Here is an 18,888-nt window from a genome sequence, read left to right on the forward strand (position 1 = left end):
CTTTTTTAGTAGTTTGATTAATGTTACAGATTTACAGCACTAGGTTGATTGGAACGGAAGGTGCGAGACTCCTGCGGGATCAGCGGGACAGGTGAGACCCCACAGGCGCTTTAGCGCTGAGGAGGCTCACCGCACGCCCCGCGGAAAGCGAAGCATCCTGGAGTGGAAATCAACCGGCCAATTTAACAAAACTATCCTTGTTAAGACTTTTTCAGTGGCCTCCTGAGTAGGGAAGGTTTTTTTATAGATGAAAAATCTGAAATTACCCCAGAATCTGTGCTCAGCTAGCTTACATGCATGGTTTAACTACTGCAAGACCGAGTTGCTATAAGCAGAAGGAGTCACATACGGGGAATGAATAGATAGCCTTGAGATTCATCTCACCGATGATTGTAGGTCAGGAGTCCTCTCTGGTATTGCAAAGGTAAGAATCGAAATAAATCAATTAATTATCAGATTACAGTAGCAAATGGGCGCATAGGTCAATATCTTAATGTGTATAGGAAGATACTCCCTAAAAAAAGGAAGTGAACGGTAAATTGTAGGAGGGGTAAGAAAAATGATTTTATAGAAGAGGGTAAAAAGATGCGTAAACGAAGAAACCGTTTGATGTTTATGATAAGTGACATGGTCATTATTTCCCTTTCCGTAGTGATGAGCTTTTATATATTAATGGAAGGGAACACGACTCATTTTGATGGTTATAGTATGTTTCAAAGCTTGATGATTGTTCTTCCGGTTTGCCTGCTAGCCTTTGTTTTGTATAAGGTTTATCACAGGCTGTGGAAGTATGCCAGCATTATCGAAGCGATGCTTGTTTTTAAGGCTGTTTCTCTTGCGGTGATTACCTCTTTTTTAGTCCAGTTCCTTCTTGAAAGTCTTCAGGTCGTACGCCATATTTCTCCTGCAATTTACTTGCTTTTCTGGTTATTTATCTTGACTGGTATTTTTACATCCCGCTTTATTTTCAGGTATAGACAGGAGTCGAGATACCCCATTAACCAGGAAAGGGAAAGGGCACTGATTGTTGGGGCCGGTGATGCGGGGATGCTCGTTGCAAAAGAGCTTAAAAACTATCGGAAAACGTTGCTTCCGGTAGCAATGATTGATGACAATGCCTCGAAGCAGAGAATGAGGATTTTTGGTATTTCGATTGTGGGTGGCAGGGAAGATATCCCTCTAGCTGCTGAGCGATACCAAGTCCATACAATCGTCATCGCGATGCCTTCTGCTTCCAAAAGGGAAATAGCAGAGGTCGTGAACATTTGCAAAAAGACAAAATGTAATGTGAAAATCCTGCCTCGTGTCAGCGATATTATTGACGGAAAAGTATCCGTTAACAGGATCAGGGATGTAGAGGTTGAGGATCTACTGGGCAGGGATCCCAGTATTCTTGATCTGCAAGGAATAGCTGAATACCTTGAAACCAAGACGGTACTGGTCACAGGTGCAGGCGGTTCGATCGGGTCGGAGTTATGCCGCCAGCTTACAAGGTTCAAAGTAAAGGAATTGATTATGCTAGGCCACGGAGAAAATAGCATTTACCAAATTAAGAGTGAACTGATGAAGAAGAATCCCGATCTCGTTTTAACTGGGCTGATTGGCGATATCCAGGATAGAAAAAGAGTGAACAGCATCTTCGGAAAATATAAACCGCAAATTGTCTTCCATGCGGCCGCGCATAAACACGTTCCAATTATGGAAGATAATCCGCTTGAAGCAATCAAGAATAATGTTCTCGGTACAAGGAATTTAGCGGAAGCAGCAGACGCCAGCGGAACTGAACGGTTTGTACAGATTTCAACAGACAAAGCGGTAAGGCCGACGAGTATCATGGGAGCTACGAAAAGAGCGGCTGAAATGGTCATTCAGGCAATGGATGAAAAAAGTGATACTAATTTTTGTATTGTGCGATTTGGGAATGTATTGGGAAGCCGTGGCAGCGTGGTGCCATTGTTCAAAAAACAAATCCGGGAAGGTGGTCCTGTCACGCTGACACATCCGGACATGGTCAGGTATTTCATGACCATCCCTGAAGCCGTCCAGCTTGTCATCCAGGCTGGCGCCTTTGTGAAAGGAGGGGAGCTTTTCCTTCTCGATATGGGTGAGCCAGTAAAAATCAAGCATTTGGCCGAGACATTGATCTCCCTATCTGGACTCGAGCCGGGAATCGATATCGAACTGAAGTACACCGGAATCCGTCCGGGGGAAAAATTGTATGAAGAATTACTGACAGCTGAAGAAGAGATACAGGATACAGAGCACCATTTAATATTCAGGGCAAAGAATGTCTTGGTCAGCGATCCTGACTTTTTTAGTAAATTGAAGAAGCTCGAGGACCTGGCAGAACAGGAAAAAGGGGATTCAGACCTTCTGTTGCCAGTTCTTAAATCGATTGTTCCAACCTATCAACCAAACAATTAACAGCCGCACCCTATTCCACAGTAAGTTTCCTGCCATTACACCACTCACAACCAAAGAAAGGAGGTTTGTTGTGAAAGTTCCCTTTTATACCCCTTATATTGGCCAGGAAGAAATAGATGAGGTTACCTCGGCAATTCAGTCAAATTGGCTGACAAAGGGCCAGAGGACGAAAAAATTCGAGGAAAGTTTTGCAGTATATGTAGGAAGCAAGCATGCTCTTGGCCTGAATTCCTGTACGGCGGGACTGCACCTCGCCCAGAAAGTCCTCGGCATTGGAGAAGGAGACCAGGTAATCACCACGCCTTATACTTTTGCGGCAACAGTGAATACGATTCTCCATTGTGGAGCAGAGCCCGTATTTGTAGACATTGATCCCCTGACGATGAACATTGATCCCCAGGAAATTGAAAAAGCAATAACTCCGAAAACAAAAGCAATCATACCGGTCCATTTTGCGGGTTTTCCGTGTGAAATGGATAGAATCATGGAGATTGCGAGGCGCCATAATGTGAAGGTGATCGAGGATGCTGCCCATGCGGTTTATACCAAATTTCATGATCGTTTAGTCGGAAGCATAGGCGATATAACCTGTTTCAGCTTTTACGCGACGAAGAATCTATGCACTGGTGAAGGCGGAATGATCACGTCAGATGATGAGGAACTGATGAATGAACTCCAAGTTCTAAGCCTGCATGGAATGAGCAAGAATGCCTGGAACCGCTATTCTGATAAAGGAACGTGGTTTTACGAGATTGAAAGTCCGGGATACAAATACAATATGACAGATATTCAGGCATCACTTGGTATCGTCCAGCTTGGTAAATTAGAAGAAATGCAGACTTTGAGGAAAAAGGTAGCTGATCAATACCAAACTTTTTTTTCAAAGGTCGAGCAGCTCCAAGTACCGCATGATGATCCGAAGCACCGTCACGCATGGCATCTGTATCCTATCAGATTGAAGGGAGACACCCTCAAAATTGGCCGGGATGAATTTATAGAGAAGCTAAAGGAAGCGGGGATTGGCACCAGTGTGCATTTTATCCCGATTCCAATCCATCCGTTTTATAAGAAATTAGGTTACAAGATTACCGACTTTCACCACACATTGAAGGCATACGAAGGAGTCATCTCGCTCCCATTATTTCCAGGGATGACTGAAAAGCAGACAGAGTATGTAATACAACAGGTTTTAAATCTAGTAGATCAGTATAAAAAGTGAGAAGGTGAAGCAGCCTGCAGAAAAGGATTCTTGATCTCACTGTATCTATTGTTGCCATGGCTCTGCTATTCCCCGTTTTTATTCTGGCTGCGGCAGGGATAAAATTAACAAGCCCCGGTCCTATACTTTACAAAGCCAAAAGAATAGGGCTGGAGGGGAAACCATTTATTATGTATAAATTCCGGACGATGCATGTCCTACAGGCAGAAAAAAGGCTGGTTACCAGCGTGGATGATCCCAGAATCTTCTCCTTCGGTTCTTTGATTCGGAAAGCGAAGGTGGATGAATTGCCGCAGCTGTTGAATGTTTTGAAGGGAGACATGTCGATCGTTGGCCCCCGTCCAGAGGATCCTGTCATTGTTGAAAGGTACTATACGGAAGGGCAGTTACGGACTCTTGAGGTTTTGCCGGGATTAACGAGCCCGGGCAGCCTTTATTACTACACATCTGGAGAGTCGTTGTTGACAGGGGATAATACCGATGAAAAATATATTGAAGCCGTCATGCCTATGAAACTGGCAATTGATCTTTATTACACGAAAAATACCTCTCTTATGTACGATTTGCAAATCATGCTTCGAACAGCTTATGTGATTGTCGCGAAGCTGGCAGGCCGGAACGACTTCAAAGAGATTTGGGAATGTTCGAAAATAAGATTCGAAAAGAAGTAGCCCCTCGATTAGGGGCTATTTTTATGGTTATAAAATGTATATGTCTCTGCCAAACCTTGTTCCAGAGTATATTGCGGAGTCCAATTCAATTCTTGTGTTGCTAGTGTATTGTCCAGCTGGCTGTGGAGAATGTCTCCAGGGCGGGACGCTTCATTTGAAACAACCAATCTCGTATTTGATACCTTCTCTAAGTGCCTGACCAGTGTGTTAAGAGAGGTTTTTGTATTGGTCCCAATATTGAAGGTAGCCTTTCTTCCGGCTGACAATGCCGCGAGATTGGCAGCGGCGATATCTTTTACATAAATAAAATCACGGGTTTGCTCGCCATCACCGTAGATGGAAAGTGGCTTGCGCTGTTTAAGGAGATCCATGAAGATCGAAATGACACCGCCTTCCCCGCGAGGGTCCTGTTTAGGGCCGAATACATTAGCGTAACGGAGAATACTATAATCAATCCCATAAAGAGTGGAATACAACCGGATATAATGCTCCCCGGTTAATTTAGAAAGTCCGTAAAACGATTCTGGCTGCAACGGATGTTCTTCATCGACTGCAAGGTACTGAGGGTTCCCATAGACAGCTGCCGATGATGCAAAGATGATTTTCTCTGTCTTGTATTGTTCACATAATTTCAGCAACGAAAGGGTGCCGGAAATATTAATATCAGCGTCAGTGCACGGATCCACCAGCGATTTTGGGACACTGACCTGGGCTGCCTGGTGGATTACCACATTGGGACGCACCAGCTTGAAAACAACAGACAGGTCGCCGCTATCCAGCAGGTCGACCGGGAAAAAAGCAGTGCGGGATGGCACATACTCTCTTTTTCCAGTGGATAGATTATCAACGATGAACACCTCATGGCCGGCTTTGAGTAATTCCTCTGCTATTGTCGAGCCGATGAAACCGGCACCACCTGTTACCAGTACTTTCATACCATCATCTCCTATCCTTTACGATTAAACCTGCTATGCCGAAGATGTTGCCGAATCCATAGGAAAAATGCAGAATCGGAAAAGAGAGCAGAAGGCAAAGACTGAACATGATTTTCGGTTTCTTAACAGGCCTGCTTGCTTTAATAGCAAAAAAAGCTGCGGCTGCCAGATAGATGATTAGCTGGAGGTAAAATAGGGTTGGTATGAAGACAGATAAGAATACTAGAGTTGCTGTGAATAAGAGTGGGATGCATTTGCGGAAGGCAGGGACTTTTTTGTGCTTCGATAAGGTCCTGGTTGTCCAGTACCCGTAGCGATAGTATTGCTGCCATAAATCGATGTAGGTTGGACGCGCGTAATAATCAAGGATAATCTTCGGATTCAAGAGGATTTGCAATCCTTTTGCCCGTGCTCTGAGACAGAAATCATAATCTTCATCGCCCAAAAGTTCTTCGTCGTATCCACCCAGGAGCTCCCATGTTTGCTTTGTAAAAGCGCCAAAGGGTACTGTATCGGTCTCCACGATCCCATTTCCCTGATACGTGCGGTAGGAGGCATTGCCAATGCCGAATGGATGGCAGACCGCTGTGGAGATGGCAGTGGATACAATCGTGTCTGAGCCTGGAGAAATCCTGAGCCTTCCGCCGGCTATGCCGTTAAAGTCAATAGATTTCAGTGTCGTAACCGCGTCTGAAATGTAATTTTCCGGCGCCAATGTATGCCCGTCAATCCGGACGATGAGTTGTGTAGACGCTGCTTCACATGCCATATTCAGCGATCGGGGAATCGACTTTTCTGGGTTTGTCAGCAGCCTGATTTCCCGATTGGCCTTTAAGTTTTTCGCTAGCTTTAGAATAATATCCCTCGTCCTGTCGGTTGAATTTCCATCGACGACGATGATTTCAATTGGCTCTTTCCATGATTGGTCATTAATGCTCTCAATCACTTCTGATATATATTTTTCTTCATTGTATACAGGAATGATGACCGAAATCTTGCTTGTGTCCATTTACATCCTCCTATCTTCATGTACTTCTAGGTAGACCTGTTTTGTTTCATGGATCATATGCTGGAGATTAAATTTGGTTTCAGCCGCTTTTCTGGCAGCTGCCCGGATATGCTCAACCTTATCTTTATCCCTCAATAACTCGGCAATCTTTGAGGAAAATTCATCCTCCGAGTGGGTCTCGATAAGGATTCCAGTCTCCTCATTGTGCACTGCTTCGCTGATCCCCCCGACATCGATTGTCACCACCGGAGTCCCGACCGCGAATGCCTCGAGGATGCTCATTGGGAAAGCCTCCCGAAAGGAAGTCAGCACAAAGACATCAATCGATGCAAGAAAATCATCCGGGTTGCTGATATCCCCGAGCATCTCGACTCTCTCCTCCAGTCCAGACTGTTTGATTTTATCTTCAATTTTGTCACGGTCAGGACCATCCCCGGCAATAAGAAAATCATAGCTTTCTCCATTCAGTTTTTCGGCGATTTTTAAAAAGAAGGGAATGTTCTTTTCGGGGGAGAGTCTCCCTAAGATTCCGATCGTTTTTTTAACTCTATCTTGTCTGTTGTTTACGTACTGGAACTGCTGCAAATCCACACCATTATAAATGGTCTTTATTTTTGCCGCAGGTATACCCATAGTGGCAAGTTCATCTGCCTGTCCCTGATAGACAGTAATGATTCGAGCAACGAAGTATCTTAAAAGAAAAACAAGCAAGGACGGAAAGTGATGATCCAAGAGTGTCACATTATGCTTTGTATAAATCAGCTTTATCCGTGGAAAGAAGCATTTTAAAAGAACGGCATGGAACAGCATCCTCAGGCTGTTGGCATGGATAGCTGAAATGTCCTTTCTCACGACAAGCCAAAACAATATGATCAGGTTTGTAATGGGATTGCCCCTGATTGCCGTAAAATTGGCAGGATTGGCTAAGTATTGGACAAATGAGCCTTTCCTGGCAGCGGTATAAATCTGCAGCTTTTCGTCAGGAATCATATTCTCGCATTTGACAAAATATCTCTCTGCGCCCCCGGTATCCAGGAAGTCTGTAATAAATAATAGATTCATAGAATTCATCCTCTTCATGAAAAAAGATATCTTGAAAAATAGTTTATGCTCGACATGGGAATTTGGTAACAATCGCTGGATGCCTGGGCAGTAAAAAGGAACCTTTTTCATGAAAATCGATATAAATAATACAGTCTTATGAACATGAAAGGGGGAGGTTTTCTTGTCAATCATAGAACTTGCTGAGGTGCTTAGACGGAGGATCAAGCTGATCGCTGTTTCGTTTCTAAGCGTCGTCCTATTAGCTTTTATCTTGCTGCAGTTTGTCTTCAACCCTGTCCATCAGTTTAAAAAGCAAATTTTAATTGGAAACATCAATACTTCCTCTTCATATGTAGACCCAATTACAAATGAACAGCTAATACAAACGTATATAGATTTGGTTGAAAGCTCGGCGGTACTTGAACCTGTCATATCGAAACTTGAGCTAAAACGTACAGTCAAGGATGTCCAGGATCAATTATTCATTTCAAATAACAAAAACTCTTTGGTCGTGACTTTGGCGGTTCATGATAAGAGTCCAGACCTGGCAAGGGAAATCGCAAACGAGATTGCTGAATCGTCTGCCACTGAATTCAAGGAGGTTACGGAGGTCGACGTTGTCAACATCCTGGAAGGAAAGGGCAATCAGACAAAGCCGGAAAAGATTTTTCCGAATATGGTTGTATCGATGGCAATAGCTGCGGTTGTTGGCCTTTTTGCTGGGGTCGGAATAGCGATGTTAAAAGATTACTTTGACAGCATTAACGAAAATCGAGCACAGAAAGAATTCATTAGATCGCGCACCAGTAAGGGTGAAAGGAAAAAGTACTAGGTCGGAATAAAAGTGGTGAAGGGTTATGAGCAAGGCTGGCAAAAACGGAATCGGAAAGAATGTTTTTCATCTTTTTTACAGTACGGCTCTTTCCAGAGGGGTCAATACGGTGGTGCTGATTGTACTGGTCAACTATTTAAATGCTGAGAATTATGGAATGTTCAGTGTGGCACTGGCGTTTGCGATGGTCATGGGGTATTTTACCGACGCAGGTCTGAGCAACACCGTGCTGAGGGAGGGGTCCAAACAGAATGCGGATGTTGCGGCTATTGTTGTTTCGTATATAAAATTGCGGGCCATCCTTCTTGCTGCGACATTTTTGTCTTCGTATGCGATCATCCATTTTTCATATGACCAGCCACAGTTGAAGGGGATCATGTTTTCCCTGGTCATTCCAATGGTAGCCGGACTTGCACTGCAAAGTATTGGGATCACTTACTTCCAGCTGAAAGAGAAGATGGAGTATTTAGGATATATTCGTATCTGTTCTTCGCTAGTGCTTGTAATCCTCATTCCAATTGGCATGTTTTTATCGCTTCATGTGCTAATGATCGCCTTTTTATTCGGCCTCTCTTATTTAATCGCTGGTTTTTACGGCCTTTATTTGGTGGGAAGGCAGGTCAAGCTTAACCTCCGTACTCCTTTCAAGAGATCTCTGCTTAAAAATATCTGGTCCTTTGTGCTGAGCGGTTTGCTGATTATGCTCCTGCCGCAATTAGGACCGCTCATTCTAGAAAAAACAATCACAATGACTGAAGTGGGAATCTTTGCAGTGGCATACCGAATTCCATCGGCGCTGTATCAGGTGCCGGGTGTCATCGCGGGAGCGTTTTACCCGGTTCTGTTCCGTCATTTCCATCATGGTGAGCATGAGGAACACTTGAGGCTTAATATTCTCCAGGCAAAAATGATGGGGATCATCGGCATGCTTATGACAATCCCGATCTTCTTTTTGTCGAATGAAATTGTTTCTCTTCTTTTCGGAGCAAAATGGGCCTCTGCGGCAGAACCGTTGAAAATTGCCGGCCTGATTTTATTTTTCCAGAGCATCAGTATCGCTTTTGCCGATGGGCTGACAACAAAAAATCTGCAGACAAGACGAACGGCAGTCCAGTTTGTGGTCGTCATGGCTGCTGTGTTTCTATATTACTTTTTAAGCGGGGAATTCACGGTCATGGGGGCGGTCTATGCTGCTGTCCTGATCGAAATCATTTCTGTCCTTGGGTTTCTGGCAATGAACCCGGATCGTTGGCCCATCGCTAAAAAGGCTGCGAGTTATGTTGCGTTTTTTGCATTGTGCTTCTATGGCATCGATTTTATACTGCCAGGCAATCCGTACTTAGCGTCTTTCGTCAGCTGTGTTTTCATCTGTCTGCTCTGCTTGCTTGATCAGCAGCTGAGGAAATTGATCCTTTCTTTGAAAAAGAGGAGGGATGTTTCGTGAAACAAGATCGGAAATACTTTGCCCTAGTGGGACTCTTCGTATTGATCCACCTTGGGAAGTATAGCATCGATGTTGGGTTTTCATTGCAGCCATATATGCTGCTGCTATTTGGCTACTATCTCTTTCATCTCCGGGAAGTTGTTTTTGAAGAAACAACAGAATACGAAGCGTCCATGTATTTGTTTTATCTGTACTATGCTTTCACAGGAGTTTTTTCCTTATTCCCTGAAAGCAGCCTGCGGATCATCCTCGGTTTCATATTGATTATCAGCTGCTATTTATTAATGAAGTCGTTGATATCAAGCTTTTCGACTGTAGTGATTGAAAAGGCTGTGGCCAATGCAGGTCTGCTTTTTAATGGCATAAGCTTGCTTCTATACATTTACGGGCTGAAAATGCTGGGGTTCCAGCTTTCGTCCGAGGGAGATGAAGACATCCGGATGCATGGGGTGCTCCTGGACCGTGATTATCCACGGTTGATTGGCCTCCTTGATGACCCGAATTTTTATATCCTTCATAATACAATCTTCTTTGCCTTCTACTTAACTAACCTGCAGCATTCTAAAAATCGCTATGGATTCTTGCTGGCTGCTGTTTGTAATGTGCTGACCTTTTCACGTGGAGGGCTCGCTGCCATGCTGCTCATCATTGTGATGTACATTTATATCAAACGGGTAAAAATTTGGACACTCTTAAAAACCTTCAGCTTCTCTATTGCCATCGGATTCATTGTTTCTCGCTTCACGAACTTTAACATTTTCGAAATGATCATAGACAGAATGACCAGGATTGGCAATGACGGTGGCAGTGGACGATTTGAAATATGGGAAAAAGCGCTGCATTATTTCGTTAGCAGCCCTGTGATAGGAATTGGCGTCTTCAACTTTTCAGACTATTATCTCAGGGATACCGGCAAGCTAAAATACGCACATAATACCTTCCTGGAAGTGTTAGCCGAATCTGGGGTGATTGGTATTTCCTTATTCCTGGTCATGCTGGTTTTCATTTTTGCTAAGCTTCAGAAAGAAAAAATATATAGAAGTGCTTCTTACCTTTACCTGGCTTACTTTGGCATTCTAATTCAAATTTTTTTCCTTTCAAGCATTCCTAATGAGATGTTTTTTCTATTTTTAGCTGTCCTGTATCCATACGTTTTGAAGGGGAACTTCACTTCCCGTATTCGGCCATAATTTGGATTCTCAATGGATTAACGAGGATTTACCTAATAAAATGCAACTTATAAACAGAATGTTTCCGCTTTCATTCACTATCTCGCCAGTATGCTACCGAATTGACCTCATATCCTTGAATCTCATTCTGAGGATGTTACTATAGGTAACGTTGATAAAATGTGAACGGAAATAAACTTTTATGAGGTGAATGCGGTTGTTAAAACATAAAAAAGTAGCTTTTTTAGGTGCCGGATCGATGGCGGAAGCAATGATTTCAGGTGTAGTCAAATCAGGTAAAATGCGTGCGGAAAATGTTTATGTGACGAACAAGAGCAATGCAGCCAAATTGGAGCGGTTGGAATCCAGGTATGGAATCAATGCGATGCCTCAATCTGAATTGCCATATGAAGATATCGATATGTTTATTTTAGCGATGAAGCCAAAAGGTGCAGCGGGAGCTCTAGAAGCTTTGAAGGATAAATTAGTTCCTGGCCAGGTGGTTGTGTCCGTTCTGGCAGGTATTTCAACAGGGTTTATGGAAGATAACCTTAAAGATGGCCAGCAGGTTGTCCGCGTCATGCCGAACACGTCAAGCATGATCCAGGAATCAGCCACTGCCATTTCTCCAGGATTACACACATCGGATGAAAACATCGAGGATATAAAAGAACTTTTAAGCAGCATGGGAAAAGTGTTCCTGATTGAAGAAGAGCAGATGGATATCTTCACAGGCCTTGCCGGAAGCGGCCCTGCTTATTTTTACTACTTGATGGAGCATATGGAGCGTGTCGGCAGGGAAAACGGGATGGACGAAAAAATGGCCCGTGAAATCATTGCCCAGACAATCCTTGGTGCGGCAAAAATGATCATCGAAAAAGACGAAACACCAGAGGTCCTCAGGAAAAATGTGACCTCTCCAAATGGAACGACAGCATCAGGGTTGAACGCGTTGAGAAAGTACAACGGCGGTACGGCAATCTCCCAGGCAGTCAATCATGCAGCAAACCGCTCAAAAGAAATCAATCGAGAGCTTGAAGGAGTTCTTGTGCCTTCCTAATAAACGAACGCTCCGGGCATAGAGCCCCGGAGCGTTTTTTACATATACAATCTATATCCCCGCATCTTCTCAAACAGGTATTGTACCCCATACAGTAAGTAAGCTTTGTAATGCAGGTAGAAAAAGAACTGAAGATGATTCAGCTTATTCAATCTGATGATTTTTAGCTTCTTGAGCACATCGATGAAAAAGAAGGCAAAAATCGCGTCGGCAATCGCATTAAGCGTAATAAACTTTTTGAAATTCCCAAACGAGTACTTCAGCAGCCACATTGATAGCGGCATATATGGTCCAATGCTAAATGGAAGTTCATCCCTCAGGAAGGACTTTCGTTTATTGTAAAACTTCCACCACTGCCGTTTGTGACCATACAAATGGTTGATAATTTCAAACACAATAATCAAAACCCCAGCAAAAGAATAACGTTTGAAGCTTCTTCTGCCAATGAACACTAAAGAAAGCCATGGAACGGCAATGATTATTACATTAAACAGGAAATGTCTTTTAGAAATCAATTATGTATTCACCTCAACCGCAGTTCGATTCTTCTATAAACTAACCAATATTTTGTAAAAATAACCGTATATTGAAGAAATATCCTCTCGGTTTATTTTTTCAAAATTATTGAAATAGTGACACTCCTTGGCATATAATCACTTGAAGATATTAAAGGAGATAGGAAAATGATACGGAGATTCTTTACTTATTATCGCCCTCATCGGCGGTTATTCATCATTGACTTCAGCAGTGCGGTAATTGTTGCTCTGTTGGAGCTTGCTTTTCCTCTCGCTGTGCAATGGTTTATTGATACCTTATTGCCTGGCGGGAACTGGAATATGATCGTCAGTGTAAGCATCGGGCTGCTGCTGTTGTACATAATCAGCACATTGCTTCAATTTATCGTGAACTACTGGGGCCATAAGCTGGGAATCAACATTGAGACAGACATGAGGCAGCAGCTGTTTCAGCATGTGCAGAAGCAATCATTCCGCTTTTTCGATAATACGAAAACCGGACACATCATGAGCCGAATTACCAATGATCTTTTTGATTTGGGTGAGCTTGCACATCATGGACCGGAGGATTTATTCATTGCGGTGATGACCTTCGTCGGCGCGTTCTGGATCATGTTGACGATCAATGTCAATCTGGCATTGACTACGATGATCATCGTACCGTTTCTGATTTGGCTTATTACCTATTCCAACCTGAAGATGAACGCGGCGTGGAAAAATATGTACACAGATATTGCCGATGTGAATGCCAGGGTTGAGGACAGCGTGTCGGGAGTCCGGGTTGTCCAGTCTTTTACAAATGAAGATTTTGAGATTGAGAGATTCACAAAGAATAACCGTAAGTTCCGTCGTGCTAAATTGACTGCCTATAAGGTTATGTCCTTCAGTTCATCTGGCATCTATATGCTGACAAGGTTGATTATCCTTGTAGTCCTGGTGTATGGGGCGTGGCTAAGCTTTAGCGGCAGTTTGAGTTATGGAGAACTGGTAGGCTTCGTCTTGTATGTCAACGTCCTTTTCAAGCCAATCGATAAAATCAGTGCGATTCTTGAATTGTATCCAAAAGGAATGGCAGGGTTCAAACGGTTTACCGAGCTGATGGACCAGAGTCCAGATGTTGTGGACCGGGAAGATGCGACTGAGATCGCTAGTTTGAAAGGTGATATCGAATTCAGAGATGTTACGTTCAGCTATGATGAAAATAAACCTGTCTTGGAAGGAATCGATTTGAAAATTCGTCATGGGGAAACGGTCGCGTTCGTCGGACCATCTGGAGCAGGGAAAACGACGATTTGTTCATTGATTCCGCGCTTCTATGATGTGAACAGCGGCAGTATCACGATCGATGGCATCGATATCCGCGAGATAACCAAGAAATCACTCCGCTCACAGATCGGAATTGTCCAGCAGGATGTGTTTCTTTTCACCGGGACCTTGCGTGAAAATATTGCCTACGGTTCACTTGGTGCAACGCATGAAGATATCGTCAGAGCCGCTAAGCAGGCGCACTTGGAAGACTTCATCGCTGCCCTGCCGGATGGCTATGAAACACAGATTGGAGAACGCGGCCTGAAGCTGTCGGGCGGACAGAAACAGCGGATTGCGATTGCACGTATGTTCCTGAAGAATCCGCCAATCCTGATTCTTGATGAAGCGACTTCCGCACTGGATACAGAGACAGAAAGAATCATTCAAAAAGCTCTTGGCGAACTATCCAAGAACCGGACAACGCTCGTCATCGCACACAGACTGGCAACAATCAGAAGCGCGGATAGGATTGTCGTCGTGACAGAGGATGGAATCGCAGAACAAGGCAGTCACGATGAGCTGATCGAACAGGGAGGCATCTTCGCCAACCTGCATAAAGTCCAGTTTGAAACATCTGTTTAGGGTTGGTTTATTTTTCCTGTTTTTGCTATGATATAAGTAAAATCATGATAGATTTGGAGTGAAGTTCCATGATGACAGGAACGATTACAATTATAATGGTGTTTTCGATCCCGCTAGTCGCGATTGTTACAAGCCATTATCAAAGAGTAGCCAAAATCAAACACAGCATGATTAAAGACGAAATCGAGCTTGAAAGATTGAAGCATGAAAACTACCTGATTGAAACGGAAAAAATGAAGTTGGAACTTATGAAGCTGGAAAGTCCATTGGACAAAAAAGTTTTATAGAATTTACCCTCTCGTGAAATGCGAGGGGGTTTTTTATATTGGAGATTTCTATAATTATCTAATATTTTTATAAATGGTTAAATATCCCTTGTGATATTGCATAATATAATATATAGTACATTACAACAGTAATGCACTATGTAACCTGTTAGAGGAGGTGCGGGGTTGATTCTTAATTCAGATAGCATGAAGCCGATTTACGTCCAAATCGCCGAGTGGCTGGAAACGGAGATTCTCAGCGAGAGTATCAAAAAGGATGAGAAGGTTTATTCACAATATCAGCTTGCGGAAATGCTGAATATCAATCCAGCGACAGCGGCAAAAGGGTTGAATATTTTGGCAGATGAAAACATTGTTTATAAAAAGCGCGGTCTCGGGATGTTTGTATCGGAGGATGCGAAGAAGATTATAACGGCGAAACGGAGGAACCAGACATTGAAGTTATTGGTGGCTGAGTTGGTGCGGGAGGCGGAGCACCTCCAGGTGACGAAAGAGGAATTGATCGAGATGATCCAGGAAGCCAAACGGGATATGAAGGGGGATTCATGATGAGTGTGCTGGAGTTCGAAAATGTAACAAAAACATATGGGAAGAAAAAAGCCTTAGATAACCTTTCGTTTTCCCTCGGTGAAAATAAGATCACCGGCCTGATTGGCAGGAATGGAGCAGGGAAGACGACGATGCTGAAAATCGCTGCAGGGTTCATGCGCGAGAGTTCAGGTGAGGTCAGAGTGTTTGGAGAGAATCCATTCAATAATCTAACAGTGTCTGCCAATATGATCATGATTGATAATGACCTGAATTTGCCAGCCGCATTGAATCTCGAGGAACTGCTGGAATCAGCAGCCGATTTTTATCACAACTGGGATATGAAGCTTGCGCGTAATCTGTTTGATTATTTCGGCCTGGATCCGAAGCAGAATCATGACGGACTATCAAAAGGGATGAAGAATACATTCAACGCAATTATAGGACTGGCGGCACGATGCCCGCTGACGATTTTCGATGAACCAACAAATGGAATGGATGCCGGAGTCAGGAAGGATTTTTACAGAGCGCTCTTGAAGGACTATATCGCGAACCCCCGTACGATCATTATCTCAAGCCATCACCTGAACGAGGTAGAGGATATCCTAGAAGACATACTGCTCCTAAAGGACGGAAAGCAATTTTTGCATATGCCGATTGAAGAACTTCGCGAGTATGCGGTTGTTGTCAGCGGAAAAGAAGAGGCGATTAAGAACTGGCTCCGAGGCCATGAGGTATTTCATAAAAGCAATACCGAATTCGGACGGATATATGCCGTGATCCGCAATGATCTTTCCGATGACCAGATTGCTTCAGCGATGAAAAACAACCTGGAATTCTCGACGATTTCAAACGAGGACCTCTGTCTGTACTTGACGAGCCAGGAGAAAGGCGGGATTGATGATGTATTTAACAAAGGTTAGCCTTTGGGATGTTGTGAAAAAGCAGTTTCGTTTTAAAATGAAATCTTACCGTGGGATGTTCACGTCGCTGATGATGCTGCAGATTATCGGGATTCTTTTTTCGCTTGGCGGAGAAGGAGGTGGTGGCGGAGGATCGGAAACTTTCAGCTATGATATGAACTATTATTCTGGCAATATCATCCTCGCTTTTATGATGATATGGGCTTTTATCTCAGCAATCGTCGTCACCACCCAGGCTTATCGTTTTGATGATTACGCGTTTGTGGCCAACAGGCTGAGCAGTCATTTATCGAATATCCTGTTCCTTGGCTGGGCAAGTGTCATCGGCGGAGTTACGTTTGTGCTCGCAAGCCAATCGTTGAAGCTGGCGATTCTGTTCCAGAAGGACCGGGAATTCATCGAAAGCCAGCCAATAACAATGCTGCAAATGGCAGAAGGCCTGACTGCTACGATTCTTTATCTGTTCCTGTTCACAGCGCTGGGCTATCTGGTTGGGATGCTGGTGCAGAGGAACAAGGCTTTCATTATCATCCTTCCTGCGCTCCTTTTCGGAAGTTTGTTTTTAAATGTATTCCTGGCAAGCGAGTCTACCCTTGTGATTGATATCGGGCAAATTTTTGTGAGAGAAACATCCTTTCTGCTGTTTATGTTAAAGGTGCTTCTCGCATCCGCGCTTGCCTATGCAATATCAGTTTGGATCTCTAACAGCCTGGAGGTGAGGAAATGAGTATTATCTTTCTATTATTCTTTATTATCTTGCTGATGGTCAGTTTCGGGAGTTTTTCAAATAGATTCTTCGGTGCTAGGTTCATGAGCGGAAGCGGCATCACAAAGGTTTTTGCTGGATACCTCATTATCCTGCTGGTGGCGGGTATTCTATCATTCATGGTGCCTGTTGAAGATACATTAGAAGCTGAGTACCTGACTGATAAAGAAATTGAAGAAAACGATAGATTGAATAACGATATTTATTCTGTAGTTGAATCTGGAAGGATTGAAGAAGCGGAAGGACTTACCAAAAAAGAAACATGGGATTTTCCGCTCAAAGATAAGCTTCTGGACATAAAATTTATGGGTCAGAATGTAATGATCTTCGTCGAAAAGGTTGAATCTCTTGACGGAAAAGTAGATGTGACCCATTACTCCACTTATTCCTATATGGACAATATTGATATAACCGACCGCTTTAAATCACCAGAGATAGAGCTAAGTGAATCTACTCTGAAAATCTATCCGCCTGATCATGTGAATATCAAGCATGTTAAGTACAAGAACGCATTTCCATTTACTCAATTCAGTGAAGGTGGAGAGCAGTTCAACGGTGGATATGGAATGATGCAAGGAATGGAATTCATCTATATCACTGTCCCGGCTGATACTGAGGTCACCGGAGACGGATATGTAATCAACTAATTCAGGAGTCCCTATTATTAGGGGCTCTTTTTCGTATCTGGCTTCCATACGGTATAATGAGTGTATGTATTTATAAATGAGGAATGCAAAATGGCTATACTTAAAAAATTTAATTTTGTCGGAGGAAGGGTTCTTAAAACGGGGATTGCTGTCTTCATCACGGCTTTGATCTGTGAGCTGTTAGGCTGGCCGCCGATGTTCGCCGTGATCACAGCGATTGTGACGATTGAACCGACCGCGGCTGATTCGATAAAAAAAGCATATGTACGATTTCCGGCATCTGCGATTGGAGCTGCTTTTTCCGTTGTCTTCAACTTTGCGTTCGGCGACAGCCCGCTAACCTATATGCTTGTTGCCGTCGCGACGATTGTTGCCTGCCACAAGCTGCATCTGCAGGACGGAGCGCTGGTGGCGGTGCTTACAGGAGTGGCGATGATTTCGACTGTTCAGGATCACTATTTGTCCAACTTTTTCATCCGTCTAGGAACGACTTTGACCGGGCTAACGGTGTCGACCCTGGTGAACCTGCTCGTGATCAGACCTGACTATTCAAAATCGATCAAGTCAAAAATCCAACAATTGATTGTAGAGACAGGGGACCTGATAGAAGGCAGGGGAACGGAAATCACAAGGCATCAGCCATTGCACCGGGAAACAAGGGCGGATTTTCAAAGAATCCTGAAAGACATGGAAGCTATTGAAACACTATGCAAGCATCAAAAGAAAGAATGGAAGCTGCATCAATTCGACCGGAAGAATATGAGGAACATCCATTATGAATTCAAGAAGCTGACAATCTTGAGACAAGTCCATTATCATGTCGGAAATCTCGTTTCGCTCCCATCAATGCACCTGCCTGAGAAAAAAGCACAGATAGTCGAAGACATGGTAAAATCGATCAAGTCCGCGTTCCACCATCCCGATTTTGCGATGGATGAGTCTCATGACGCTATTGTAAAAGAACTGCTGGATTTATTGAGGCATGAGGTAGATGTGCGTGAGGCTTACTCCCACCGGTTCTCTGAAGAAACGGTCATCTATTACGAGCTGGTCTCGATTCATGACCTGCTAGAAGAATTGAACCACATCCACAAATTTGAAATCAGGCATCAGAAGTTACTGGAAAAGTCATTGGATATAAGCTCCTAATAGGGGCTTTTTTTCGTTGAGAAACATTACTTCAGACAGGTTTGGAGGCAGAGCCAGGAAAGTTGTCTGAACCTAGTTCGACTTCGTACAGGTTTGGTGGGAAAGGAAGAAAAGATGTCGGAACTAGGGCCAACTTCGGACAGGTTTGGAAGAGAAAGCAGAAAAGCTGTCAGATAAGAGGCAACTTCGTACAAGTTTGAAGGAAATGATAGAAAAGCTGTCAGAACTAGGGCCAATTTCAGACAGGTTTGGAGGAAAAGGCAGAAAAGCTGTCAGAACATCGCCTAACTTCAGACAGGTTTGGATGGAAAGCCAGAAAAGCTGTCAGAACATCGCCCAACTTCAGACAGGTTTGGAGGAAAAGGCAGAAAAGCTG

Annotated in this window: 19 protein-coding genes; 15 read left to right on the forward strand and 4 right to left on the reverse strand. The window is 43.7% G+C overall.

Translation table 11 applies throughout. From position 1 onward, the window contains the following. Nucleotides 1–585 precede the first annotated feature (585 nt). The 3 genes from TY49_RS16770 to TY49_RS16780 all read left to right on the forward strand — a co-directional run bounded on the left by TY49_RS16770 (nucleotide 586) and on the right by TY49_RS16780 (nucleotide 4,314). Complete coding sequence (locus TY49_RS16770) at nucleotides 586–2,424, forward strand: polysaccharide biosynthesis protein (protein WP_041967061.1); 1,839 nt, start codon at nucleotides 586–588, stop codon at nucleotides 2,422–2,424. Between the two features lie 70 nt (nucleotides 2,425–2,494). Beyond that, complete coding sequence (locus tag TY49_RS16775) at nucleotides 2,495–3,643, forward strand: DegT/DnrJ/EryC1/StrS family aminotransferase (protein WP_084135524.1); 1,149 nt, start codon at nucleotides 2,495–2,497, stop codon at nucleotides 3,641–3,643. A 26-nt stretch (nucleotides 3,644–3,669) separates the two neighbouring features. After that, the gene (locus TY49_RS16780; RefSeq protein WP_269745759.1) at nucleotides 3,670–4,314 is read left to right on the forward strand and encodes a sugar transferase; all 645 of its coding nucleotides are present in this window, start codon (nucleotides 3,670–3,672) and stop codon (nucleotides 4,312–4,314) included. Nucleotides 4,315–4,322: 8 nt separating this feature from the next. Here the strand turns inward: TY49_RS16780 and TY49_RS16785 are convergent, their stop codons facing one another. From TY49_RS16785 to TY49_RS16795, 3 genes are read right to left on the reverse strand one after another with little or no spacing between them, the layout of a single operon-like run. Further along, nucleotides 4,323–5,249 (reverse strand): NAD-dependent epimerase/dehydratase family protein, encoded by a 927-nt coding sequence (locus TY49_RS16785; RefSeq protein ID WP_041967062.1) that lies wholly within the window; start codon nucleotides 5,247–5,249, stop codon nucleotides 4,323–4,325. A 4-nt stretch (nucleotides 5,250–5,253) separates the two neighbouring features. Further along, nucleotides 5,254–6,258 carry a glycosyltransferase family 2 protein gene (locus TY49_RS16790; protein WP_041967063.1) on the reverse strand — a complete coding sequence of 335 codons (1,005 nt, stop codon included), beginning with the start codon at nucleotides 6,256–6,258 and terminating at the stop codon, nucleotides 5,254–5,256. After that, nucleotides 6,259–7,320, reverse strand: coding sequence for a glycosyltransferase family 4 protein (locus tag TY49_RS16795; protein WP_041967064.1), 1,062 nt, complete (start codon nucleotides 7,318–7,320; stop codon nucleotides 6,259–6,261). A gap of 163 nt (nucleotides 7,321–7,483) precedes the next feature. Here TY49_RS16795 and TY49_RS16800 point away from each other — a divergent pair, with 163 nt between their 5' ends. The 4 genes from TY49_RS16800 to proC all read left to right on the forward strand — a co-directional run bounded on the left by TY49_RS16800 (nucleotide 7,484) and on the right by proC (nucleotide 11,807). Next, the gene (locus tag TY49_RS16800; protein WP_041967065.1) at nucleotides 7,484–8,134 is read left to right on the forward strand and encodes a YveK family protein; all 651 of its coding nucleotides are present in this window, start codon (nucleotides 7,484–7,486) and stop codon (nucleotides 8,132–8,134) included. Between the two features lie 25 nt (nucleotides 8,135–8,159). After that, nucleotides 8,160–9,578 (forward strand): oligosaccharide flippase family protein, encoded by a 1,419-nt coding sequence (locus TY49_RS16805; protein ID WP_041967066.1) that lies wholly within the window; start codon nucleotides 8,160–8,162, stop codon nucleotides 9,576–9,578. Then, a complete protein-coding gene (locus TY49_RS16810) occupies nucleotides 9,575–10,768 on the forward strand; it encodes an O-antigen ligase family protein (RefSeq protein WP_041967067.1) in 1,194 nt (397 codons plus the stop codon). The genes TY49_RS16805 and TY49_RS16810 overlap by 4 nt, the downstream gene beginning before the upstream one ends. Nucleotides 10,769–10,958: 190 nt before the next feature. Further along, complete coding sequence (gene proC / locus TY49_RS16815; protein WP_198135641.1) at nucleotides 10,959–11,807, forward strand: pyrroline-5-carboxylate reductase; 849 nt, start codon at nucleotides 10,959–10,961, stop codon at nucleotides 11,805–11,807. Between the two features lie 38 nt (nucleotides 11,808–11,845). Here the strand turns inward: proC and TY49_RS16820 are convergent, their stop codons facing one another. Next, a complete protein-coding gene (locus TY49_RS16820; RefSeq protein WP_041967069.1) occupies nucleotides 11,846–12,322 on the reverse strand; it encodes a hypothetical protein in 477 nt (158 codons plus the stop codon). 168 nt (nucleotides 12,323–12,490) lie between these two features. Here TY49_RS16820 and TY49_RS16825 point away from each other — a divergent pair, with 168 nt between their 5' ends. The 8 genes from TY49_RS16825 to TY49_RS25290 form a co-directional block, all read left to right on the forward strand. Continuing rightward, the gene (locus tag TY49_RS16825) at nucleotides 12,491–14,212 is read left to right on the forward strand and encodes an ABC transporter ATP-binding protein (RefSeq protein ID WP_041967070.1); all 1,722 of its coding nucleotides are present in this window, start codon (nucleotides 12,491–12,493) and stop codon (nucleotides 14,210–14,212) included. 71 nt (nucleotides 14,213–14,283) lie between these two features. Beyond that, nucleotides 14,284–14,499, forward strand: a complete 216-nt coding sequence (locus TY49_RS16830; protein ID WP_041967079.1) for a hypothetical protein — start codon at nucleotides 14,284–14,286, stop codon at nucleotides 14,497–14,499. A gap of 165 nt (nucleotides 14,500–14,664) precedes the next feature. Beyond that, nucleotides 14,665–15,048 (forward strand): GntR family transcriptional regulator, encoded by a 384-nt coding sequence (locus TY49_RS16835; protein ID WP_041967071.1) that lies wholly within the window; start codon nucleotides 14,665–14,667, stop codon nucleotides 15,046–15,048. After that, nucleotides 15,045–15,950, forward strand: a complete 906-nt coding sequence (locus TY49_RS16840) for an ABC transporter ATP-binding protein (RefSeq protein ID WP_369390271.1) — start codon at nucleotides 15,045–15,047, stop codon at nucleotides 15,948–15,950. Before TY49_RS16835 ends, TY49_RS16840 begins: the two co-directional genes overlap by 4 nt. Beyond that, the gene (locus TY49_RS16845; protein ID WP_156972712.1) at nucleotides 15,925–16,677 is read left to right on the forward strand and encodes a hypothetical protein; all 753 of its coding nucleotides are present in this window, start codon (nucleotides 15,925–15,927) and stop codon (nucleotides 16,675–16,677) included. The genes TY49_RS16840 and TY49_RS16845 overlap by 26 nt, the downstream gene beginning before the upstream one ends. Continuing rightward, nucleotides 16,674–17,363, forward strand: coding sequence for a hypothetical protein (locus tag TY49_RS16850; RefSeq protein ID WP_041967074.1), 690 nt, complete (start codon nucleotides 16,674–16,676; stop codon nucleotides 17,361–17,363). Before TY49_RS16845 ends, TY49_RS16850 begins: the two co-directional genes overlap by 4 nt. Before the next feature lie 90 nt (nucleotides 17,364–17,453). Continuing rightward, the gene (locus TY49_RS16855; RefSeq protein ID WP_041967075.1) at nucleotides 17,454–18,512 is read left to right on the forward strand and encodes an aromatic acid exporter family protein; all 1,059 of its coding nucleotides are present in this window, start codon (nucleotides 17,454–17,456) and stop codon (nucleotides 18,510–18,512) included. Nucleotides 18,513–18,657: 145 nt separating this feature from the next. Next, a partial coding sequence (locus TY49_RS25290) for a hypothetical protein (protein WP_041967076.1) occupies nucleotides 18,658–18,888 on the forward strand: 231 nt, incomplete at its 3' end.

It is taken from the genome of Mesobacillus selenatarsenatis SF-1 (assembly GCF_000813125.1).
Taxonomy (GTDB): domain Bacteria; phylum Bacillota; class Bacilli; order Bacillales; family Cytobacillaceae; genus Mesobacillus; species Mesobacillus selenatarsenatis.